The following is a 22,957-nucleotide window of genomic DNA, read 5'->3' as shown; positions in this document are numbered from 1 at the left end:
AATACTCTTCACTGTTCAACACATACTAGTCCTTGTATATGCTTGTCCTTCTAAGGAGTAGAATCATGACGTTAAATCAGATAAGGAGTGCGATCATGGGAATATTAAGTGGTAACCCTCAAGATGAACCTATGCATTATGGTGAAGTATTTGGGACGTGGACACACCTTATTACCAACAATGGGCTCATAGCTGCTTACCAAGCTTTCTTTAATCATGCTGGTGATACGAGTCTTAAGAAATTAATCCAAGAAGCCATTGAAGGAATGAAAGCTGAAAACAAGAAACTTGAAGAATTATTAAAAGAAAACGGTGTTGCTCTTCCGCCGGCTTCGCCGGAACGTCCAGCTGCTAACCTAGAAGACATCCCCGTTGGAGCGAGATTTACTGATCAAGAAATCAGTGCAGCTCTTTCAATGGATGCGGCTGCGGGCTTAGTAGCCTGCAGCCAGGTAATGGGACAGTGTATTCGTGAAGATATTGGTATGATGTATGGACAGTTTCACATGGACAAAGCTCAATTAGGGGCAAAACTATTGAAGTTAAATAAGGAAAATGGATGGCTGATTCCGCCTCCGCTTCATGTCCAAAGACCGGTTAAAGAATAAGGATGAAAACAGGCACATGCAGATGCATGTGCCTGTTAGTTTGTAGACAAAGTGGTTTGGAGTGGTTTCATTCTGAACCTCTTTTGTATTTTTTGAATCAAATAGACCTGCGGAAACAAGCTGGTCTATTGTTACCATTTCAAGATGGTTTTCCAGAATACTCCTTATCACCTCGAAATTCTATATTTATTATAAATAGGCTTTTTACTTTTAAGTTTAGAAAGTCAGTTGATTGAAGTGGAAGGCGTGAAGACTCCTGCGGGAATAGCGGGACAGGTGAGACCCCGCAGGAGCGTAAGCAACGAGGAGGCTCACCGCCCGCCCGCGGAAAGCGAAGCGCCTGGAATGGAAATCAACATCTCGATTTTAAAAATCCTACCTGAGTTTGTCTACAGCCTGTTAGTTATTGATTTCGGAATACTTTGTTCTCGAATTGGCTGCATTTTTCTAGCGATAGACGGACTAGACGCAAGTGTGGAGTAATCCGGTACATGATTAAGGCAGCAAGGGTGGCAAGCAAAGCTCCAACAGCAACATCAGCAGGATAATGAACACCCACCCAAATTCGTGAAAGACCCACAAGTCCTGCAAGCGGCAGCCAGATAAACCATTGATTCTTCCGCATGAGTGCAAAGGATACACAGATAGAGAAAAATACAATCGTATGATCACTAGGGAAAGAATTATTGACTTCTTTGACGATTAATAAGTTAACATCCTTCATTTCCACAAAGGGTTGATAGTTGCTATGTAGGGTACTAACCATTTTTCCGAAAATTTCAGCGAGAATAAAGGCAAGAAGAGCTTGTATCACCATCAAACGATTATGGTAAATCCGTGTGAACCAAAAAATTAATAAAAAGAGTGCAAGAAAATATAACATATAATCGGCTAGAAAAATAAATAATGGATTAATGAAGGGAAAATCTTTTCCTAAATCATTAATGGTTTGAAAAAGTGTAGAATTAACTGACAAGAAATGTTCCTCCTAAAGGTATTCATTGGATATTGGGGCATACAATGACGTGAGTATACCATACATTTTGATGCTAAAAATCAAAAATATGAATAAAAAAAAAGCCCTCAACCAGTAAATGGGAGGGATATTTGCTTTATCGTCAATTAACGACAGGAAATGTCGAAGAAAAGATGTAAATTATTTGAATTTTTTGTAAATTAAGCAGGACAAATGGCACTTTGTTTTTGTATAATTATTCCAAGATATACAATTAAACATGGCAAGGAGGTGAGTAGGATGTGAGAGGAAAAAAGTCACCCCTCAGGCGGCGTCTGGGATGACTAATAGCCTGAGAGGAAAGCATCAAGTGTTTACCGATGCTATTATCAGTATACCCCCATTACTTATAATTTGAAACTGGAGGATAAGCTAAAATGATAATAAAAACGAAATATATCATTTTTCATGAAACAATTAGTCTTGAAACGGTATTTAATGAAAGCGCTTACGAATTAACAAAAGTTCGGCAGGGGGAGCAAATCTTTTTAGTCCGTAAAACCGTTTCACAGGTTATTGATGACAGCTTAACCTACTACTTTTCAAATCGGCCAGGTGCAGTCAATGGTGCTAAATCCATCGTGGGCCAAAAATATCATATTCCAATTGTGCTCAATGCTGAAATGATTCTAATCTTAGTTCCGTTCGGAGGACCAACCAAAAAAGATACGATTTGGATTGTGAACAATCACATTCGGGAACATTGTAAATTAACCGCAAAAGAGACGTTTATTTCAACCAGCTATGGCTATAAGATCTTGATACCTTTAAGTGTTGCACAAGTCGAAGATCGTATGGGAATCGCTGCTAGAGTCCATTTACGGGCAATCACAACTCGGAGCAGGCAAATGAATTTCTTATTTGACCCAAACTGCGACATCATTGAAACAACTGAAACAGAGACGAAAATATACCGGCTAGAAGATCCAGTAAAGAAAAATTAATTAAACTAACAACAGGCTGTCGAATGATAAGACAACCTGTTGTTTTATATATCTGTAAAAATCACTGATTTAAGTGCTTTTTCAAGTTCAACAGATTGTTGTGAGCCGATAACAATGGTTTTTCCTTCAGCGTAGAATTCAATGCCTTCTTTGCCGCGTAAATTGTACGCACGTTCGCCGTGAAAATTATAACGAATGCCATATCCGCCAAAACGTAGAAGGGAGTTATACGTTATCGTTTTCACATTCCGTATGTAATCGATTGGAAAATGGATAAAACGAATATGAAAAGGGATTAAGCGAATATATAATCCATCTTCACGAATTTCGGTTATTAATTTCGATTTATATACGGCAATAGGAAAGAGAATGCCCATTACAAGGACAAAGAGAACAAACAGCCAATCCGGCATAGGCTTATCTCCAAATGGATGGCCATAAACAATTTGTTGTATAAATCCCCACCAAAAAACACCTGCTAAACATAACGCACAAAAATTAACAAACCAAAAATAGGGCAGCCGCTGAACTTCGCGAAATAGGATATTTTTGTTCAACATAATCTCCTCCGATTAGTTCTTCCATTCTTCGTTCAATATAGCGTAATAATACTCATCCCACCAGTCGTTTCCATTTGGGATACACTGTTTAAAATAACCTTCTCGCCTCATACCAATCTTCTCCATCACCCGATAGGAGGGAGTATTCTGAGGCTGGCAGGTAGCAATAATCCGATGTACCTTCATTTCTCCGAATCCAAAATCTAAAATAGCTTGTGCCGCTTCAGAAGCATATCCTCGTTTATGATAAGCAGGATTAAACACCCAGCCTATTTCATAGGTATGTTCACCAAAATATCGGTGAAAGACCATATGCCCAATGAGGATATTTTCTTCTAGTAATAGAACAGGAAAGTTTTTAGCATGAACACCGCTGTTTTTATGAACAAACTCTTTTGCATCTTCTTCACTGAAGGGCCCTTCAGGAATATACACCATTACGTCATGATTAGACGTATAGGTATAAACAGCTTCCCAGTCGGTCGCTTCAAAGGTTCGTATCCATAATCTTTTTGTTTTGATGTCCATTAATTGAACTCCGATCGCTTGAATAGATTGAATGAATTTTATTAAATACAAATAGGTCCTGTTCTTTCGTAAAACCAATTTTCTCTGCCACTCGAATGGATGGATGATTTTTTGGATCAATAATACTAATTAGCTTATTTAAGCCTAAAGTGTTAAACCCATAATCCATGCAGCTCATCGCCGCTTCCGTTGCATAGCCTTTAGACCATTCAATTTTGTTTATATGATAGCCGATTTCGACGTAGGTTTTACCGGCGATGGTTTGTTTAACCAGACCACAATCACCGATTAATTGATTGTTTTCTTTCAAAAGAACTCCCCATAACCCAAATCCATCCACATGATATCTTTCAAGATTCCGTTTAATCCAGCTTTTCGTTTGTTCCTCACTAAAAGGTGCAGGATAATAGGCCATGGTTTCAGGATCCGAAAAAATGGAGTGAAGAGAGGATAAATCGTCCATCGTAAAAGGTCTTAGACTTAAACGTTTCGTTTCCATAATCATCCGGTGTGATCGACTCGCTTCCTGAAGGTATATGATAATTTTACCATTTTTCAGTTATTTTGTATCAAAAAAAGTTCCCGTTGAAAGGGAACTTTTGAAGGAGATTATTGAGCAAAGCGAAAGGCACGACTAAGTATGGTCGGCACGACAGAGGCGTGGTTTTCATCGGGTGCGATGTAGAGTTCAGTGGGATAGTGGTGATTATTCAAAGCTAGCGAGAGTGCTGCTGCATCATCCACCATGAACCTTTCGTGTTCACCAACTGTGAGTAAAACCCGCTTTTGATCCGGGGTAGTATCCAAGTACGCTTGAGCATACTGAGTTAGTTCATGATTATTCCACCAAATAGATGGACTGGATGCTAGATAAACTTGAAATAATTCCGGCTTCGTAAATAAAACCCATAATGCAAAATAGCCGCTTAGTGAGTGTCCGAATAAGCTTTGTTTCCTCGTATTAATAGGGTACTTTGATTCAATATAGGGCTTTAATTCTTGTTCAATAAACTCAATAAATCTTACTGCACCGCCATGCGGGCCAAGGGTGCGGCCGTGTAGACGCTCGGGATAGAAGTAGCTTTCAGCTGGTGCGGTAAAATCATAAAAACGGCGTGCATGCATCGTTTCTTCTGCATGGCCAATGCCAATGACAATGGCTGGTTCTATCTGTGTTTTCAGGGTATTTCTAGATTGCAGCCTGACCACATCACGGGCATGCTGAAAATAGAAGCTGCCATCGAGTACATAGTGTACAGGAAATCCTTCTGCTGGTGGCGTTTGTTTGGGTATGGAGACACAAATTTCATAGCTGTATTCAGCTAAAACAGAAGGAAAGGTAAATTGTTCGCAATTTTCAAGAGTGACCGCGGAATGGTTCATGATTCAATTCCTTTCAGGTTATCGTAGCCAAAGCATACTGGTGTATTAGTAGCTGGGTCTTCCATAATCCGAGCGTTAATTTGAAACACGTCTCGCATGACTTCTTTCGTTAAAATCTCTCTCGATGTACCGCATTTAATAATTTTGCCATCACGCATCGCTATAAGTTCATCCGAGAAACGAGCCGCATGATTGATATCATGTAAGACCATGACCACCGTACACTGATGCATCGTATTCAGCTTTTTGACAATCTCTAAAACTTCCAATTGATGAGCCATATCTAAATAGGTGGTAGGTTCATCTAATAATAATATATTGGTTTCTTGTGCAAGGGCCATCGCCAGCCAAACACGTTGTCTTTGACCGCCGGACAGCTGGTCAATTTCACGATCACCGTACGTTTCTGTATGAGTGACTTCCATCGCCCATCTAATCATATTTTCATCTTTATCTGTTAACCGATTCACATTTTTACGATGCGGGTAGCGGCCGTACGAAATTAACTCCTTCACTTTCAACTGAGCAGGTGCTGCAGGATTCTGTGATAAGATCGCCATTCGTTGGGCAATTTCCTTTGTCGATATCTGCTTTATATCTTGCTCCTGTAAAAAGACTTTTCCAGACTTTTGCTGCAGGATACGTCCGATTGTTTTTAATAAGGTCGACTTTCCGCATCCATTGGGACCGATAATGGTCGTTATTTTTCCTTCTGCAATCGAAGCATGAAGATCTTCAAACACGTTGAATTTATCATAACCAGAGGTTAATCCCTCTAATCGAAAGGCATGTACCATATAGAGGCCTCCTAATTTTTTGATTTGACTAGTAAGAATAAGAAATAGGGAATTCCAATAATAGAGACGACGACCCCAACAGCAAGTTCAGATGGGGCAAACACGGTCTTTCCAATGAAATCTGAAAAGACTAGGAGAAGCATACCGACTGCTGCGCTTACAGGTATCACATACCGATGATGAATACCGACAAGCTGTCTAGCAATATGGGGCGCCATTAACCCGATAAAACCAATGCTCCCAGAAACAGAGACACAGGCACTAATTAAGCCAACGCTAGCAAGCAACAAGAGCTTTTTCTCACGTTCAATGGCTATGCCCAAGCTTTTAATACTGTCTTCTTCTAATTGAAAGTAATCGAGTAAATAAGCTTTTCTGTAGATGATAAAACTGAAGAGAATAATCCATGGAAGAATGGACCAAACATAAATCCAGTTTGCACTATAGATACTTCCGGCCATCCATACAGCAGCCATTTCAAAATCCTGCGGATTCATTTTAAGCGAAAAATACATCGATAGGGCGCCAAATCCGCTATTAATGGCAATACCTGTTAAGATCAAGCGCTGCATATCAATCCGCTGATTTTTGAAAGAAAAGAGAAAGATTAAGGCAGCGGCAAGGGTCCCGCCTACAAAGCCAAAGAAAGGCATCATCATGATGGAGAGATTGCTGCTCATGCTCACGGATTTTAAGGTAACTTGAAAGAAAAACATAAAAATGACAATCGCAGTACCAGCACCGGCATTAATTCCTAAAATACCGGGGTCGGCTAAGCCATTTTTGGTTACGCCTTGTAAAACAGCCCCTGCAATACCAAGTCCAATTCCGATAAGAATCGCTAAGATAATTCTCGGTAAGCGGAAGTCAAAAATGACAAGATCGAACTTCTCATTCGGATCAATTCGTAAAAATGTCTTAATTACTTCCATCACGCTCATATCGAATGAACCATTCGTGATATGCAGATAAAAGGCGCCAAACGTTAAGGAAATCAGAATGATCAGCGTGAAAAGAAAACGATAATTGGTTCGTTTACGCACGTTTTTCGCCTCCTCTAGTTCGAATTAAGTAGAGGAAGAAGGGAACCCCAATGATTGCTGTTACAACCCCAATCGGTGTTTCGAACGGAAAATTAATAAATCTGCTTACCAGGTCACATACGGCTAAGAATACCGCACCAATAACAGCTGAACAGGGAATAACAAATCGATAATCGACACCCACGATGAATTTTGTTATATGCGGAATGACGAGTCCGACAAAGGCGATTTTCCCAACGAGTGCAACAGCTGTACCTGTTAATAAAACAACCGCAAGCATACTGATCCCTTTTATCAAAGTCGTTTTTAGACCAAGGCCAATCGCGATATCTTCTCCAAGAGAAGCAATGGTGATCGCTTTAGAAGCGAAGAGAGCTAACAAGAGACCGGTCACTCCAAATGGAATGGATATCCAAAGCAAGTTCGGGTCTACCATATGTATTTTTGAATTATACCAAACACTGACGGTTTGAGAGACTTGAAAGTACATCGCAATCGCTGTCGCAATACTGCTTAAAAATGTCCCAATCACCGTTCCGATGATAGCAAGACGGACAGGAGACAAACCATTTTTAATAAGTGAGCCAAATCCAAAAACAAATCCGGCACCGAGTGCAGAACCAATCATTGAAAGAATAATCATTTGATAGTTTGGTAGGTTTGGGAAGAACACAAGGGCAATTGTGATAACAAATGCCGACCCGTCATTTACTCCCATTAAAGAGGGTGATGCTAAATAGTTTCGAGTGATCCCCTGCATGATTGCCCCAGCTACTGCTAAAAAGGACCCCACAAGCAAGGCGGCGGCTACGCGAGGAAGACGAGAGGTGAGGATAATTTGATGATCCACATTATTTTCATCGAACGCTGTAAAAGCTTGCCAAGCTGTAAGAGCACTAATATCTTTAGCTCCATATAGAATGGATAATAGTATAGCTAAAGCAATGAAGAAAGGGGAGGATACCAATATAAGTGCTGGTATCCTGCTAGTTTTCTTCATGATTAACACACCTTACTTAGAAAGATTTTCAATTGCAGCATCTAGGAACTTAATCTTAGACCATGCTGTACCGCCTTGAGCAAGCGGGTCAACCGAGTTTACAAACACTTTTTTATTTTTAGCAGCATCTAGTTTTGAGAAAATAGGATTAGCCATTAAGTCATCTAAAGCAGCTGGTGATTCTGGATTTTCTGATGTTTCAAACTGCAAGAAAATCACGTCTGGATTTATCTTAGTCAGGGCTTCAAGAGATAATTCAGCTTGTGCTTCAGTTTGTGTGATCACTTCAGGAACAGGTGCACCTAAATCTTCATAAATTACTGGATTCAAGTAAACGCCGGCAGGATAGGCATAAATCGCACCGCCACGGATGCGAAGGACTACGATATCTTTATCTTTGAAATCTGCACTCATTTCCGCTTTAGCATCTGCTGCTTTCTTCTCATAGTCAGAAATAACCGTGGATGCTTCACTTTCCTTACCAGTTAAGTCACCTAAAAGAGTCAGGTTATCTTTCCAGTTTGTCGATATATGTGAATATGGAATCATCGTTTGAACTTTATTTAAGTTGGCAGCCACTTCTTCTGTGTACTTAGATGATCCTAAAATTACATCAGGATCTAATGCTAAAATAGCTTCCTTATTTGGTTCACGTTTATCACCAATAAGTTCAGCGCCTTCAAGTTCCTTTTCTAAATACGTAGGGATTGCATTCCCAATCGATAAAACACCAGTTGGTTTTATACCTAAAACAGCTGCATCTTCCATAGACTCTAAGCTTGCTGCTACAATATTATCAACGTTAGCCGGTAGTGTATAACTCTCACCTAAATACTTAATGGTCTGTTCAGCGTCTGCTTTTTCAGAAGATTTATCTACAGACGAGCTTTCACTAGTATCAGCTTTTGCTGGCTCACTTTCTTTTTCGCCATTGCAGGCTGCAAGACTTAAGGCAAGTAATGCAGATGTACCAACTAACCAATATTTTTTCATAATGTATGTATCGCTCCTATAGAATATTTGTAATACATTCCAATTATAATGAAAGTGATAATCATTATCAATGATTATTTATACTATTTTTAATTTTATATTATTCTAGAGTAATTTGGTGATTGTTTAAATATACAAAGATAGGGAATAGTATGAAAAGAGCAACACATGAAAATAAAAGGAGGGAACATACATGCCATCGAATAAAATGGTTGGCGCGGTAGCATTAGGAGCAGCGGCCTTCCTCATGCGTAACAAACAAACCCGCGAAAAGACAATGAATACCCTAAAATCTTACGTAGATCCACAAACCATCGAAAACGTGAAAAGTAAGTTCCAGAACATGACCAAAACAGAACCCCGTAAATCGATCAACTAAAGATAAAAAGAGTTCCCTTCATCCGTGAAGGGAACTCTTTTTTGCGTTGAATCCAGCCAATTTTCACACGAGAAAAACCAAAGGGGAGTGCCCTAGCAGCAAGGGCCGAATCTTTTTGAGTTTGGGCCGAATCATCCACAGGATGGGCCGAATGATTGTCAATTTGGGCCGAATAAGTTAAGAAATGGGCCGAATCTAGGCCAGATAAGAGAAAATTATAAAGCCAACGGCCTCAACGAGAGCAGGTTTTGTTAAAAAGAGTCGCTAACTGGGAAAAATCGAATTCAGCTAAACAGAAAAGAGAAAGATACACTATTTTCATAAGAGCAAACCCTATGGGGTATTCAAGCTGTAAGGGCCGAATCTTTTCGAGTTTGGGCCGAATGAACCGCTGTTTGGGCGGAATGATTGTCAATTTGGGCCGAATAAGTTAAGAAATGGGCCGAATCTAGGCCAGATAATAGAAAATTATAAAGCCAACAGCCTCAACGAGAGCAGGTTTTGTTAAAAAGAGTCGCTAACTGGGAAAAATCGAATCCAGCTAAACAGAAAAGAGCAAGATACACTATTTTCATAAGATCAAAATCAAAGGGATGTATCCAATCAGCAAGGGGAGAATCTATTGGAGTTTGGGAAGAATAAGTGGTTGAAGGGCCGAATCCTAGCCAGATGAAAGAACATTGTAAAGCCAACATCCCCATCAAGAGCAGGTTTTCAAAAAGAGTCGCTAACAGGGAAGAAGCGAATCCAGCTAAACAGAAAAGAGAAAGATACACTATTTTCTAAAGAGCAAACCCTAGGGGGTATCCAAGCAGCAAGGGCCGAATCTTTTTGAGTTTGGGCCGAATCATCCACAGGATGGGCCGAATGATTGTCAATTTGGGCCGAATAAGTTAAGAAATGGGCCGAATCTAGGCCAGATAAGAGAAAATTATAAAGCCACAGCCTCAACGAGAGCAGGTTTTGTTAAAAAGAGTCGCTAACTGGGAAAAAACGAATCCAGCTAAACAGAAAAGATAAAGATACGCTATTTTCACAAGAGCCAAAGTATAAATGGCTTATTTTTTATGTGGTGGAAAGGGGCGGATCGTCTTATGGAGAGTAGTCAATTTTTTATAAAAAAGATGAATTTAGAACTATTTAAAATAGTTCTAAATTCATAGACAAATAATGTATTTTTATATAATATTAGGTATATAAGACTATTAGGGGAAAAGGTGATTATTTTGTATTGTTCTTCATGCAGCCAAGAACTGGATCGAAGTTCGAAGTATTGTCCAAACTGTGGAAAAAGTAGAAAGAAGTCAAAAATACTTCCATTCTTACTCGTATTAAGTTTGTTTACCACAACTGGATTTGCGTATTCATTGTATTACTATTTTGAGAAAACATCTGTCTCTCCAACTACAAAAATCGAAACAGTAAAAGAACCAAAAAAAGAAATAGTTAAGCAATTGAAAGAGCCAGCTCCAGTTAAAACAGAGGTGGTAAAAAAGAAGACTCCAGCAACACCTTTGAATCTACCAAAGTTGATTGCAGAAGCTCAGAATAGTGTTTTTACTATTTTTACAGAAACCAGCCAGGGTTCAGGCTTTTTAATCAGCGATAAGGGAGATATCCTGACAAATGCTCATGTTGTTGAGGGCAACGTAGATGGTATCGTAAAAGATAAACAAGGTAACCAACTATTTGGACAGGTTATCGGGTACTCTAACGAAGTGGACATTGCCATTGTCCGAGTGCCTGAGCTTGCAGGGAAAAAGCCGCTAGCTCTTGAAACGTCAACACCAGCTATGGTCGGTCAGGAAGTAATTGCGCTAGGTACGCCACAAGGCTTAGAAAATACGGCAACAATGGGTTATGTCACAGGTACTGACCGAAGTTTTTTCATCGGAGAACGTTCATATGATCATATTTACCAGATGTCGGCACAGATAGCACCTGGCAGTAGCGGTGGGCCACTACTCTCTAAAGATACCGGAAAAGCTATTGCTGTCAATTCTGCTAAAATGGTAAATGAAGATTCAGTAGGATTTAGTATTCCAATTAAGGATATTTATTCGCTCGTCAACGACTGGATGAATGCACCAATGAGTATAGATGCCATTCAGGATCTATTCTATAACGAAAATGGCGATTATTATTATGAAGACCTTTGGGAAAATGAAAACGAATGGTATTTTGATGGAGGCGATTTTTCAGAAGATGAAGAATACAATTCATCAGAAGAATATGGTGGTGATTTAACATATGAAGAAGAAAATGAAATAGATGAAAATACGGATAGCAACTACGATGAAGAATATACAGAAGAAGAACAAGATGATACTAATGAATATTCCGATGAAGAAAACAATGATTATAGTGATGAATATTCTGATGGAATAGACGAAGAGGTTGATGATAATGAATATGACAATAGTATCGAAGAGGATGATTCTGATTTAGTGGAAGAAGAAGATTCTGATGTAGAAAGTGTAGACGAAGAGGATTCTGATTTAGAAGGTTTAGACGAAGAAAATCAAACTAGTGATGATTATTAAGACTGATTAGATAAAAAAGGAGGAGTGCCGTATACTGGCACTCCTCCTTTTATTATTGTGCTTTTGAATAGTGAATTTCTGTTGCTGTCTTACGTTTTCGTTTCATCGATAGTGCAGCTGAACATAGGGCGATAAGGACGAATACGCCGCCGATTGTCGGGTTCAACTCGACTGAGGATCGTTCGATGATGATGCCGCCTACCATGGAGCCGAAAGCAATACCCAGATGAAGAGCAGAGTTGTTTAGGCTTTGTTGGATATCTGCAGTTTCTGGTGAAGCTTCAATTAAATAACTTTGCAAGGCAGGTGTCATTGCCCAGCTTAACATGCTCCAGATAAACATAACCCCTAGGAAAATAGGAAGGGAGAATGTTGTATAGGGAAGGATGAAAAGTGAGATAGCGAAAGCAATGATTACAGATAGAATGGTTTTCTTTGTTCCAATTCGATCTGAAAGATAGCCGCCTATGCCTCCGCCTGATACGGCTGCAATACCGAAAATGAGGTAGACAATGCTAACCGAGCCAGCACTTAATCCTAATTCGCTTTTTAAGAAGGGAGTTAAGTAACCGTACAATGTTAAGTGACCAGCCATAAACAAAAAGGTTGTCAGTTGAGCAAAGAAGATTTTCCTATTTTTTAATGTCTGAAGCTGAGCCGAAATAGAAATAGCTGGCTTAGGCGGGAATTTACCCATGAAAAAGTACACACCAACCATAGAAAGAATGGTTAATATTGCGATAAAAATAAACGGTGCACGCCAGTTAAATGCATTACCTAAAGCAAGTCCAATGGGCACGCCAAGTACTAATGAACCACTAACACCCATAAAGACAATTCCAATAGCACGGGCACGGTATTGAACGGAAACGATAGCAGATGCCGTGGTCACACATAAAACGATGAGTAAAGAACCACTTATGGCTGATATAATTCGAGCAAGCATCAGCACACTGTAAGTTGGACTTAATGCAGAAAGCAAATTGCCTATGAAGAAGACACATAAAGAAAGTAAAATTAATTTCTTTCGTTCCATCTTCGCTGTTGCAATCAATAGAATAGGAGCAGAAATAGCATAGACTAGTGAAAAAATGGTAATCAGTAAGCCGGCTTGACCGAGGCTAACATGTAAATCAGCCGCAACTAAATCCAGCTGCCCACCGATAATCAGCTCGACCATCCCGACTACAAAAGAAACTACTGTAAATAAATAGACGCGTTTATCCATAGATGAATACCTCTTTCATAAAAGTTACTACTACGATAGTAACTTTTATTTAGAAAGAAAACAAGAGGAAGTTTTTTTGTGCTATGATAAACGTACAAGAATGAAGTAAGGAGTAAAAAATTATGCTTCAGCAATTTGGTTTCACACAGTACGAAAGTCAAGTATATGAATGTCTTATTTCGGACGGAACGGCACTGGATGCTACAGCCATTGTAAAGCAGTCCGGCGTGCCCCGAGCGAAAGTATATGAAGTGCTGCATCGCTTGTCTGAAAAAGGACTGATTTTGGAGTCAACGATTGAGAAAAAGCGATTGTATACGGCGCTCCCCATTGAAACAACAATTGAAAAACTGAAAAAAGACTTTGAAAATAATGTCGAAAAACTCAGGAATAGAAAAAGAAAAGCTGCGCCTGCGGATGATCGGGTTTGGACTCTGAAAGACAACTCCTCCATACAATCAGTGTTGAAAGATATGATTGTACAAGCAGAATCCTCTGTTTTTATCTCAGGATGGACCGATGACCTGCAAAATTATCTGCCATTACTAGAGGGAAAAGCCAAGGCAGGTATAACGGTAAAAATTCATACGATTGGGGAACTAGATACGTCGATTTCTGAAGTGTCAACATTAGTTCCTGATGTTCATCATGATACGTTGGAGAGAAGTAGAATAATCATCGTGGATGACAGAGAAATGCTGTTTGCAGGGATTGAGGAAAGTAAGTGGCAGGCCATCCGGACGCAATCTGGACCACTTGTTAAATTTTTCACCGAATTCTTTTACCATGACATTGCCCTAACTGAAATTACCCAAAGATACCAAGATACAGTTATGAAGGACGAGAAAATACGAAGCGTTTTAATGAATCTTCGTTATTAGAGCGAAAGAGACCTTTTCTTAAAAAGGTCTCTTGTTTGGGCTATTATGATGGAACTTTGAGAAGTTAAAACGTTTCCCGCCATTCGCCATCTTCTAAAGGGACACCCTCTGTACTGATATATTCAACAATAAAGGTACCGTGTGCAAGAATGTCATCTGTTTGAATAGAGTGGATAATTTTTAGTATACGTGTCTTCATCTTTGTCTATTTTTTTGCGTGGGATGGTTAGTCTTATCGTGGGAGCCACATTGTATTCCTTATAGCTGACCGGTATATTAGGGTCTATCGCTAATTCTTTACCTATATGACTTTCATAAAGGACAACCAGCTGGTTATCGTCTCTTAGTTTTTTATCGATGTAGGGTTTCAATGCTAGTTCCGTATCATCTCTCCATATAGCTGCAATAAAAGAATCCTCGATTTCCCCTTTATCGTCATTAACATACACAAGAAAATCCGTACCGGACTGAGTGTCTCGGACCTTAGCTGTATAGTCAAGGTTTTCTTGATTGCCCATCTCATCTGTGAATGTAGCTTTTAGATACTCTTCAGCATTGCTGCGAATTATTTCTTCTTCTTTAGAATCGGCCTTCATTCCCTGGTTGAAGGAATAAAAAAGAACGAAAATTCCAATTAAGGAAGCTGTAAAGAGGATTAATAAGGTTACTAAAATCTTCTTTGTTTTATTCATAGCCTCTCCTTGTTTGAATTATTTTCCATTTTATTTTATCATTAGTTAACAGAAATAAATAGGAATGGCGGCTAATCTATGAATCAAGATACAAATCAAGTGCGTAGGGGTTTTCTTTTTTTAGCGAATAAGGAATATATCAAGGATTTTCATACTTTGAGTTATAAATCGGGTAACGCTGGTCAGTTCACAGCTACATTAAGGGTGATGCATGAGACTGAAAAAGTTGAAAAAATTATTTTTTATGCAATGCTAGAAGGAGAAGGAACCCTTTTGGAATTTAGTGTAGCGGGGGTAAAGAAGGTCCATCATTTGGTGAATGTCCCAAGACACGGTGAGGTAGATTTTGTATTTACGTTTGAAGATCTGCCGCCGGGGAATCATATTATTTATTTACTAACTGAAGACTACCTTAATCCTTTTTATATAGAAGAAGAATGTAAAGGACATATAGGTTTTTTTTATTTTGCCATTCAAGTAGAAAATGCAAAGAAAAAAAGCCTGGCTAATCATGTTGAGCTGTTTGAATATAACGGACATACTTGTCAGAATGATAAGGGAGTAAAACTAACCCTTTTTAAAGATAAAAAGATGAAGAAGTTGGTAGAGTCCGTATGCAGCGGAAGCTATTATTATTTAGCTATTAATAATCCTTTTGATTTTGAATATGATGCCAATTTAAATGTATTAGTGAATTATGAGTTGAATCAGCTAGGCAAAATAATGATTCCACCGAGTTCAAAGGTAGTATTCCCGATTATATTAAGTGAGGAACTTCTTCGGGATAAACAGAGCATATTATTTTTATTAATTGGTAAACCGATTAAGGAACCAAATGAATATGGCTTTCCCGAAAGAATAAGGTTTATCTCTAAACGATTGGAGGTTTTTCGTTTATACTAGACTAGTTTAGAAGATTCAACTATCAGAGAAAAAGAAAGGAATCACCGATACATATGATGATCCTCATGATTGGTTTAGCTGCACTCGTCTTTGCTGCACTCAGTTATTATGTCGGCTATAATGGCTGGGTTTGGCTGAAGACTACTTGTTTTGCAAAATATAAAAAGATCTATATCGGAATTATTGTGATTCTGTCCTGCTCCTTATTTATCGGTCTGTTTTCATCCCTTCTTGTCTTTAAATTACTTGGTTACTTTTGGATGATGATCATTGGCTATGGAATTATTCTGTTGCCCATTTGTAATCTACTCGTCTTTTTAATGAAGAAGAGAGGCATCTTTTGGGTTGGTATAAGCGTTTTCGCAGTTTATGGATTTGTGTTTATTTACGGTTCATTTAATGCTTGGAGCCCTGTCATTCGGAATTATAACCTGACCGTTGATAAAAAATCTAATGTAGAAGATGTGGAAATTCTAATGGTTTCAGATTTGCATATTGGTGCAATCGTTGGTCCCGCGCATATCCAACGTTTGGTTGATAAGGCAAATCAAGTGAAGCCTGATATCATTTTAATTCCAGGAGACATCATCGACGATCATATTCAGCCATACATAGATAATCAGGTTGGCGAGATATTACAAGAATTAAAAGCCCCGCTTGGCGTTTATGCGATACCTGGTAATCATGATTATTACGGTGATGACTTAGAAAAACTTGAAATTGAACTGGACAAAGCAGGCATTAAGCTTTTAATGGATGAAACCGTAAATGTGGACGATCTGTTTTATATCGTAGGCAGAAATGATGTGACAGATGAAAATAGACAAGCCGTCAGTGATTTAGTTAGTGAACTTGATCATACTAAACCAATCATTATGATGGACCACACACCCCTAGACCTGGATATTGCTAAAGAAGAGGGAATCGATGTTCTTTTATCAGGCCACACCCATAAAGGTCAGGTAGCTCCCGCCAATCTTATTACCAGCAGAATCTATGAAAATGATTGGGGCTATTTACGAAAAAACACTCTTCAATCGGTAGTTTCTTCGGGGTTCGGAACATGGGGACCACCGCTTCGGATTGGCAGCCGGTCAGAAGTTAATGTGATTAATGTGAAATTTGAATAATCAAGATTCCTGGTGAACAGTCTTGCTGCGAGCAAGACTGTTTTTTTAAACAACTTGACCTATTTAGACTCTCTAGAGGGCTTTTACATATGTCAAAGACACCAAGGATTGAATATCATTAAGGTAGGGAGCAGGGGGGAGGTGTAATGAATAACCAGATAAAGGAGTTATTTGGGAGTTGGGTACAGGCAATTGGCACCTTTATTGCTGCTGTGGGGGCGACACCTTCTCCAATCCTAACCAATCAACAATTAAACAACTTAAGCTTAATAGGCAATGTTTTGCAGGCGGTTGGGAATGCTTTGATTGCAGATACAATTGAGCAGTTCAATTTGGAAAAAATCGGCAATGAACTACAGGCGATTGGCAATTCAACCGTGGTCAGTGGAATGGTTCTGCCCGTAGATGATATAACCAGTCAAGAACTAGTTATTAAAGGGAATTGGCTGCAGGCACTAGGCGGGTTTACAGCGATTGATGACGGGTTTGCTCAATTAGATGAACCAGGGGAAGCGATTAATGTGATTTCTAATTTATTACAGGGAATCGGTAACTCGCTTCAAGCAATTGGTGGAATTGAACAGCTTCGAAGCGGTAACGAAGAGGATGGGCAATTCGAACAAGTGCTCGGCAGCTGGATCCAAACGGTTGGTTCTGTATTAGGTGCACTTGAAGTCACAAAAGAAACCTATTCCCCTGATACCGATGAAAGTAGCTAGGGGAATAGGAGCTGATTCGGACACCTTAAAACAAGATAACTAGAGAGGTATTAAATTAAGGGGTATGAGTGAAACTTCATTTTATTATTGACTGATTGTTACTCGTTTTTTAGATGTCTTATCTTCCAAATACTGATAACTGTGGCGGTAATCATTATTCCTGCAAGAGGAAGCATCGATAAGAGATTAAAGACATTTTTGCACATATTCAGGTAGCCCCATGTGGACGGGAAAATTTTACCTGCATATACAAGTATGTCTGGCAGCAACTCACCAGAGAACAAAATTCCCGACAGCATGATCGACGGCAGAAAGATGAATTGGGAGAACATTGTCAATTTGGAGGAACTTTTTACAAACAAACCAAGGATTGTACCTACTGATACACTAGCGGCAATGAATAGGCTAAGATTCATAACGTATATTGATGGATAGATGGGAACGACAGCATTAAACACAAATGGTGCAGCAAAGTAAATAACCATGCTCATGATAAAAAGATGGATAAATCCTGATACTGCATTATTTAATGCAGCCGTCCATAAGGGGATTCCACCGACTTTGTAGGCTTTTTTAATCTCACTGCTATACAGCTCAACTAGCGGTGCTGGGGTGCCCAAATATGCACCCATGGTTACCCCGAAAACCGTCATGGATTGAATGATTGTTTGATTGGCTTCGGGTTCAATGGAGGTGAAGATCCCTCCCATAAAGACGAAGAACACGAGTGGAACGATGTAATACGTTAATAGAATCCCTTTATTTCGGATATCAAGCTTCCATTGAAGGGCAATCCCATATAGTAAGGCGCTCATACTTTTCCCCCCTTTGCAATTTCCATAAAGCGTTGCTCCAAACTTATGTGGTCCAGTTTTAAATCATAAATCCGGATGTTCTTCTCTCTAACTTGGGTAAGAATTTCATACAATCCATTTTGGATATCATCCGCTTCAAATACATGGTAGCCCTGCTGTTCCCCAAGAAAAGATGAAAGCAAGAGACTGTCAAACAAAGCAGAGGAGGATAGCTTTAATTGGATACGAAAAGTGGTCTGAATTTGTGCCGTCAGTTCATGTAGGGTTCCAAGAAAAGCGATTTGCCCATCCTTTAAAATAGCCATCTGGTCACATAAGCTTTCCACTTCCGCCATATCGTGACTGGAAAGAATAATCGTTTTGCCTTGCTCCTTCAGCAGTCGGATTTCATTATGGAGTGCAACTCGGGCCTCTACATCTAAACCAGCTGTCGGTTCATCAAGCAAAAGAATGTCAGGGTTCCCAATCATAGCTAGTAACAAATGCAGCCGACGTTTTTGACCTGTTGATAGTTCCATATATGCCTTGTTCTTAATTGTTTCCAGACCCATTGGGTTGGCAAATTCAAGGTTGATTGAAGTAGCATTCCATTTAGAAAACAGCGTCAAGGCTTCCGAAGCTTTTATGTGTGCTGGGAGGGAAGAAGATTGAAGCTGGACACCTATTTTTCCTTTCACCAAGATTTGTCCGCTCGTATAGGTCCGTAACCCTTCGATACATTCTAGTGTCGTTGTTTTACCTGCTCCATTAGTACCGAGAAGTGCAAAGATTTCTCCTTGTACCACATTAAAGGATATTCCTTTTAAAACAGCATGTTCTCCGTATGATTTTTGTAAATTCTGAATACTTACCGCGATATTCATCCTTATTCCTCCATCCCAAGAACAGCCTTACTTTCTGACCCTTTATATACATATATTGTAACTCACCATTATTATATAGAGTTTTCGAGAAGAAAAACGTAGGTTTATAAGTAGAATTAGTGTGTTTTCTAGCGTAGTAGTTTACTATTTCCCAGCAAAAAAAGGGCTTGATGAGAGGTCACTAATTGACATCTATCAAGCCCTTAGCATATGCGATTATTTTCTCTTACGTATCATATCGTTCGGCTTAACCGGTTGGGTTACTTTCATGCGGACAATTTGCAGCGCATGCGGGGCGCGGTCAATCGGTTCACCCTGTTCATTCCATAATGAGTGTAATTCTTCTTGATGGTGACGCATGCCTGGACCATAGAATTCAAGTTCATCACCAATACCAAAGTTATTCCGCTGCTGGATAACAGCCATTTGTGAGGCGGAATCGTAGTCTAACACTTGGCCGACAAATGCGTATTGCGGAATCTTCCGTCTTTGGCCGAATAATTGTTCATTTTCTGTGGGCTCATCATAGAAAAAACCTGTAGACAATTCCCGTTGTGCTACTTTCCATAGTTCATCAATCCATTCTTGCTTGAGTACATAATTCTCAGGATCTGCACAGTAGCTGTCAATCGCTTTGCGGTACACATTAGAGACAGTTGAAACATAATGAATTGATTTCATTCGTCCTTCAATTTTCAAACTGTCAATCCCGCTTTTTACGAGATCTGGGATGTGATAAATCATCGATAAGTCGACGGCACTCATGGAAAAGGGCTCAGTGCCGGGTTCTGTAACCGGTATATGCTCACCGGGCTCTTCCATTTCAAATAGTCCATAATGCCAGCGGCAAGACTGACAGCACCCACCCCGATTTGCATCACGATTCGCCATATGATTGGAAAGAGTGCATCGTCCGGAATAAGAAATACACATCGCTCCGTGTATAAACGCTTCGATTTCAACGTCCGTTTTTGCACGGATTTCAATCATTTCTTCCATAGAGACTTCACGTCCTAACACACATCGTGTTAAGCCAAAGTCTTTCCAGAAATTCAGTGTTTCATAGTTTACGGCAGACTGCTGGGTGGAGAGATGCATCTCTAATCCTGGTGCATGACTTGCGCAAATCGTCATCAAAGCTGGGTCTGAAATAATCACGGCATCGATGCCAATATCCCGAATGGTCCGAAAAAAGTCTCCCGCTCCGGCTTCATCGCCTTCATGCGTCATCATATTGGTCGCGACATACACTTTCGCACCATTAGTATGGGCATAATTAACGCCCTCTTTCATATCTGTATAATCAAAGTTTCCTGCGCGAGTCCGCAGTCCATATGCTTCTCCGCCAATATAAACGGCATCGGCCCCGTAAAAGATGGCCGTTTTTAATTTTTCCAACGTACCGCCGGGAGCAAGTACTTCCGGTTTTTTTGTAATGACGGTCATGATTGAGCCTCCTATTTCGTTTATTTAACCTGGTCTGGCTTCAGTAAGAAAAAGCCTGTGTCGAGACCTCGTTTTGCAGGATGAAACCGGCGTAAAGCACGGTCAAGTTGAGCACCTAAGGCTTCACTCCAAAGACCTGCTTTTATGGCTTCACGAGCTTCAACAAATAATTTGGCAATCGAAACAAAGGAGCGCCCAGGACAGTAAAGTCCGTCTAATTTCCAGGTGGTTAATTCTGAGGCTGCTAACTGGCCGAGATAGGGCAGTAAGTTAAGATCATTATTGGCGAAGATATGAGTGCCGCTGCCATCTTCGTAAATCGAATAGTGGGTATCATCACCTTTTGGTTCAGAGAGGAATAAGTCTCGTTGACGACTGACATCTTCCCTTTTTTCAATAAAATTAAAATAGTTTCGCATCAATTTTCGTTTACTTTGATGGATGCAGGTAGCTCCATAGACTAATACTTCAATCGGCAGTGTAGCTTGCGCCATCTTTTGCAGCTCCTCAAATGGAACTTCACGTGCGGCCACAGCTCCAACCGCTCCGTATTTAGCCCAAAAATCAACTTGACGATGGTTAGTCACGATGGTCTCTGCATCATATATGAATGGAATATAATAATCAGGCTGCTTTAATAGCTGGATGAGGCCAGTATCGCCAACACTAATACGGTCCACACCGTTTTCCTTCAAGAACGTCAAATAGGAGGGAACAGTTTTGATTTGATCATTATGTAAAATAGCATTGACTGCCACATTTACCTTACGTCCATGTGCGTGGGCATAAGTAATAACAGCACGCTGCTCCTCTCGGCTAAAGGAATACGGCAATCGTAGTCCATACGTTTCTTCCCCAATATAAATGGTATCCACACCGCAATCAATCAGGTGTTTCGCTTGCTCAAAGGACTCTGCTGTCGCTAGTAGTTCAATCATGCGATAATCTCCTTTACTAAGTTCAAAGAACTGCAGGTATTAAAAAAATGTTTAACAATATGTAGGCTAACGTACAAACTCACCATTATTTTACCTCATCGTTTCCAGTCAGAAATGACTGCTTTTCATACATTTCATGTCTTTTTTAGAATAAAAAAGAAAAAAGGCGTTCGCTAAGTTTTCTTAACGAACGCCTTTTTCCAATTATAGAACGACCATACTTAGCAAGATTCCAATTCCGATACTCGCTACTGTAGCAATTAATCCAGGAATCATGAAGCTGTGATTCAAAATGTATTTTCCAATCCGAGTTGTACCGGTTTGATCAAAGTTAATCGCTGCGACAACGGTTGGATAGTTAGGAATAAAGAAATAACCATTAACCGCAGGGAACATAGCAATCAAAAGTGCTGGATTGATTCCCAGTGTAATTCCAAGCGGCATCAATGTACGAACCGTAGCAGCTTGACTGTATAAAAGAATCGATAAAATGAACAGGGCAATTGCGAACAGCCAAGGGGCTGAAGTAACTAAGCTCGAAATATTATTCGTGATGAATTCGGCATTTCCATTGAAGAAGGTATCACCCATCCATGCAATACCGAATATAGCGACCACGGCGGTAGCACCTGCTTTGAATATAGATCCTGAAACAATCGTGTCAACATTTGCTTTACAGATTAAAATAATGAAGGCTGCAGCGGAAAGCATAATCATTTCAATTGTTACAGGCATAGCCATTCGAGTAAATTCGCCATCGATGGTCCAGCCTGGTCGTAAGGCTTCGATGGATCCAAACAACACGACCAATACGGCGGCAATGAGGAAAATAATAACCGATGACTTTGAACCCTTAGAGGCAACAAACTCTTTTTTATCTTTTCTAATAGGAGCCAAACCCTCTTCTAACCTTTGTAAATAAATCGGATCTTCATTTAGCTCTTTCCCCATTTTGCTTGAAACAAATGCAGCAAGCATACAAGCAATAAATGTTGAAGGAATCGTAATAAGTAAGATATCTAGTAATGTGATATTAAAGTCGGTTAATAAAGCTAAAAGCGCGACAGTTGCGGCTGAGATTGGGCTTGCCGTAATCGCCTGTTGTGAGGCAATAACCGCAATGGACATCGGTCTTTCAGGTCGTACCCCAGATTCGCGCGAAACTTCTGCGATAACAGGTAAGACGGAATAAGCTACATGTCCGGTACCCGCACAGAAAGTAAAGAGATACGTAACGATGGGTGCAACATACGTAATATATTTAGGGTTTTTCCGCAAGGCCTTTTCTGCAAGATATACGAGGTATTCAAGTCCTCCTGCAGCTTGAAGGGCACCAGCGGCCGTAATGACTGCTAAGATCATCAACATGACGTCGATTGGCGGGGAAGTCGGCTGTAAGCCAAAGATAAAGACGAATATTGCAATCCCTACGCCACCCATAACTCCTAGTCCTAATCCACCGATTCGTGCACCTATGATAATACATCCGAGTAAAATTAATAAATGAATCCAAAACATAATGTCGTCTCCTTAAGTTGCAAGATTTAAT

24 protein-coding genes are annotated in these 22,957 nt (G+C 39.9%); 8 read left to right on the top strand and 16 right to left on the bottom strand.

Annotated features, from left to right (window positions below; genetic code table 11):
- Positions 1–95: 95 nt before the first annotated feature.
- Positions 96–608, top strand: a complete 513-nt coding sequence (locus tag MHI18_RS02390; RefSeq protein ID WP_340845821.1) for a DUF3231 family protein — start codon at positions 96–98, stop codon at positions 606–608.
- A gap of 403 nt (positions 609–1,011) precedes the next feature.
- On the opposite strand, the gene MHI18_RS02385 is transcribed toward MHI18_RS02390, so the two are convergent.
- Positions 1,012–1,584: an undecaprenyl-diphosphatase gene (locus tag MHI18_RS02385; protein WP_340845820.1), complete on the bottom strand. Its 573-nt coding sequence runs from the start codon at positions 1,582–1,584 to the stop codon at positions 1,012–1,014.
- A 416-nt stretch (positions 1,585–2,000) separates the two neighbouring features.
- On the opposite strand from MHI18_RS02385, the gene MHI18_RS02380 reads away from it, so the two are divergent.
- Positions 2,001–2,567 (top strand): competence protein ComK, encoded by a 567-nt coding sequence (locus MHI18_RS02380; protein ID WP_340845819.1) that lies wholly within the window; start codon positions 2,001–2,003, stop codon positions 2,565–2,567.
- 44 nt (positions 2,568–2,611) lie between these two features.
- Here MHI18_RS02380 and MHI18_RS02375 read toward each other — a convergent pair whose 3' ends face one another.
- The 8 genes from MHI18_RS02375 to MHI18_RS02340 form a co-directional block, all read right to left on the bottom strand.
- The gene (locus MHI18_RS02375; RefSeq protein WP_340845818.1) at positions 2,612–3,124 is read right to left on the bottom strand and encodes a DUF6141 family protein; all 513 of its coding nucleotides are present in this window, start codon (positions 3,122–3,124) and stop codon (positions 2,612–2,614) included.
- A 15-nt stretch (positions 3,125–3,139) separates the two neighbouring features.
- Complete coding sequence (locus MHI18_RS02370; RefSeq protein ID WP_340845817.1) at positions 3,140–3,655, bottom strand: GNAT family N-acetyltransferase; 516 nt, start codon at positions 3,653–3,655, stop codon at positions 3,140–3,142.
- A complete protein-coding gene (locus tag MHI18_RS02365; protein WP_340845816.1) occupies positions 3,615–4,160 on the bottom strand; it encodes a GNAT family N-acetyltransferase in 546 nt (181 codons plus the stop codon). The genes MHI18_RS02370 and MHI18_RS02365 overlap by 41 nt, the downstream gene beginning before the upstream one ends.
- 104 nt (positions 4,161–4,264) lie before the next feature.
- Positions 4,265–5,038 carry an alpha/beta hydrolase gene (locus MHI18_RS02360; RefSeq protein WP_340845815.1) on the bottom strand — a complete coding sequence of 258 codons (774 nt, stop codon included), beginning with the start codon at positions 5,036–5,038 and terminating at the stop codon, positions 4,265–4,267.
- Positions 5,035–5,835 carry an ABC transporter ATP-binding protein gene (locus tag MHI18_RS02355; RefSeq protein WP_340845814.1) on the bottom strand — a complete coding sequence of 267 codons (801 nt, stop codon included), beginning with the start codon at positions 5,833–5,835 and terminating at the stop codon, positions 5,035–5,037. The genes MHI18_RS02360 and MHI18_RS02355 overlap by 4 nt, the downstream gene beginning before the upstream one ends.
- Before the next feature lie 11 nt (positions 5,836–5,846).
- Positions 5,847–6,878, bottom strand: a complete 1,032-nt coding sequence (locus MHI18_RS02350) for a FecCD family ABC transporter permease (RefSeq protein WP_340845813.1) — start codon at positions 6,876–6,878, stop codon at positions 5,847–5,849.
- Positions 6,871–7,878, bottom strand: a complete 1,008-nt coding sequence (locus tag MHI18_RS02345; RefSeq protein ID WP_340845812.1) for a FecCD family ABC transporter permease — start codon at positions 7,876–7,878, stop codon at positions 6,871–6,873. Before MHI18_RS02345 ends, MHI18_RS02350 begins: the two co-directional genes overlap by 8 nt.
- A gap of 12 nt (positions 7,879–7,890) precedes the next feature.
- A complete protein-coding gene (locus MHI18_RS02340) occupies positions 7,891–8,871 on the bottom strand; it encodes an ABC transporter substrate-binding protein (protein ID WP_340845811.1) in 981 nt (326 codons plus the stop codon).
- Positions 8,872–9,064: 193 nt separating this feature from the next.
- On the opposite strand from MHI18_RS02340, the gene MHI18_RS02335 reads away from it, so the two are divergent.
- Both MHI18_RS02335 and MHI18_RS02330 read left to right on the top strand, forming a co-directional pair.
- Entirely contained in the window at positions 9,065–9,250 is a 186-nt protein-coding gene (locus MHI18_RS02335; protein ID WP_340845810.1) for a hypothetical protein, read from the top strand.
- Between the two features lie 1,337 nt (positions 9,251–10,587).
- Entirely contained in the window at positions 10,588–11,793 is a 1,206-nt protein-coding gene (locus tag MHI18_RS02330) for a S1C family serine protease (protein WP_340845809.1), read from the top strand.
- A gap of 52 nt (positions 11,794–11,845) precedes the next feature.
- Here MHI18_RS02330 and MHI18_RS02325 read toward each other — a convergent pair whose 3' ends face one another.
- Positions 11,846–13,021 (bottom strand): MFS transporter, encoded by a 1,176-nt coding sequence (locus MHI18_RS02325; protein ID WP_340845808.1) that lies wholly within the window; start codon positions 13,019–13,021, stop codon positions 11,846–11,848.
- Between the two features lie 122 nt (positions 13,022–13,143).
- Here MHI18_RS02325 and MHI18_RS02320 point away from each other — a divergent pair, with 122 nt between their 5' ends.
- A complete protein-coding gene (locus MHI18_RS02320) occupies positions 13,144–13,902 on the top strand; it encodes a TrmB family transcriptional regulator (RefSeq protein WP_340845807.1) in 759 nt (252 codons plus the stop codon).
- 152 nt (positions 13,903–14,054) lie between these two features.
- Here MHI18_RS02320 and MHI18_RS02315 read toward each other — a convergent pair whose 3' ends face one another.
- Positions 14,055–14,594: a hypothetical protein gene (locus MHI18_RS02315; protein ID WP_340845806.1), complete on the bottom strand. Its 540-nt coding sequence runs from the start codon at positions 14,592–14,594 to the stop codon at positions 14,055–14,057.
- Between the two features lie 78 nt (positions 14,595–14,672).
- Here MHI18_RS02315 and MHI18_RS02310 point away from each other — a divergent pair, with 78 nt between their 5' ends.
- From MHI18_RS02310 to MHI18_RS02300, 3 genes are all read left to right on the top strand, one after another.
- Positions 14,673–15,497 (top strand): hypothetical protein, encoded by an 825-nt coding sequence (locus MHI18_RS02310; protein WP_340845805.1) that lies wholly within the window; start codon positions 14,673–14,675, stop codon positions 15,495–15,497.
- Between the two features lie 53 nt (positions 15,498–15,550).
- Positions 15,551–16,627 (top strand): metallophosphoesterase, encoded by a 1,077-nt coding sequence (locus MHI18_RS02305; protein ID WP_340845804.1) that lies wholly within the window; start codon positions 15,551–15,553, stop codon positions 16,625–16,627.
- A 146-nt stretch (positions 16,628–16,773) separates the two neighbouring features.
- The gene (locus MHI18_RS02300) at positions 16,774–17,346 is read left to right on the top strand and encodes a DUF6944 family repetitive protein (protein ID WP_340845803.1); all 573 of its coding nucleotides are present in this window, start codon (positions 16,774–16,776) and stop codon (positions 17,344–17,346) included.
- A gap of 98 nt (positions 17,347–17,444) precedes the next feature.
- Here MHI18_RS02300 and MHI18_RS02295 read toward each other — a convergent pair whose 3' ends face one another.
- The 5 genes from MHI18_RS02295 to MHI18_RS02275 all read right to left on the bottom strand — a co-directional run bounded on the left by MHI18_RS02295 (position 17,445) and on the right by MHI18_RS02275 (position 22,926).
- Complete coding sequence (locus MHI18_RS02295; protein WP_340845802.1) at positions 17,445–18,161, bottom strand: ABC transporter permease; 717 nt, start codon at positions 18,159–18,161, stop codon at positions 17,445–17,447.
- A complete protein-coding gene (locus tag MHI18_RS02290) occupies positions 18,158–19,024 on the bottom strand; it encodes an ABC transporter ATP-binding protein (protein WP_340845801.1) in 867 nt (288 codons plus the stop codon). The genes MHI18_RS02295 and MHI18_RS02290 overlap by 4 nt, the downstream gene beginning before the upstream one ends.
- A 216-nt stretch (positions 19,025–19,240) precedes the next feature.
- Entirely contained in the window at positions 19,241–20,470 is a 1,230-nt protein-coding gene (locus MHI18_RS02285; protein WP_340845800.1) for a peptidase U32 family protein, read from the bottom strand.
- Between the two features lie 20 nt (positions 20,471–20,490).
- Positions 20,491–21,408 (bottom strand): peptidase U32 family protein, encoded by a 918-nt coding sequence (locus MHI18_RS02280; protein WP_340845799.1) that lies wholly within the window; start codon positions 21,406–21,408, stop codon positions 20,491–20,493.
- A gap of 204 nt (positions 21,409–21,612) precedes the next feature.
- The gene (locus tag MHI18_RS02275) at positions 21,613–22,926 is read right to left on the bottom strand and encodes an anaerobic C4-dicarboxylate transporter (protein WP_340845798.1); all 1,314 of its coding nucleotides are present in this window, start codon (positions 22,924–22,926) and stop codon (positions 21,613–21,615) included.
- Positions 22,927–22,957 lie beyond the last annotated feature (31 nt).

The sequence above is a fragment of the Peribacillus sp. FSL H8-0477 genome, assembly GCF_038002765.1.
Lineage (GTDB): Bacteria > Bacillota > Bacilli > Bacillales > DSM-1321 > Peribacillus.
This window is presented reverse-complemented; position numbering and strand designations above follow the sequence as displayed.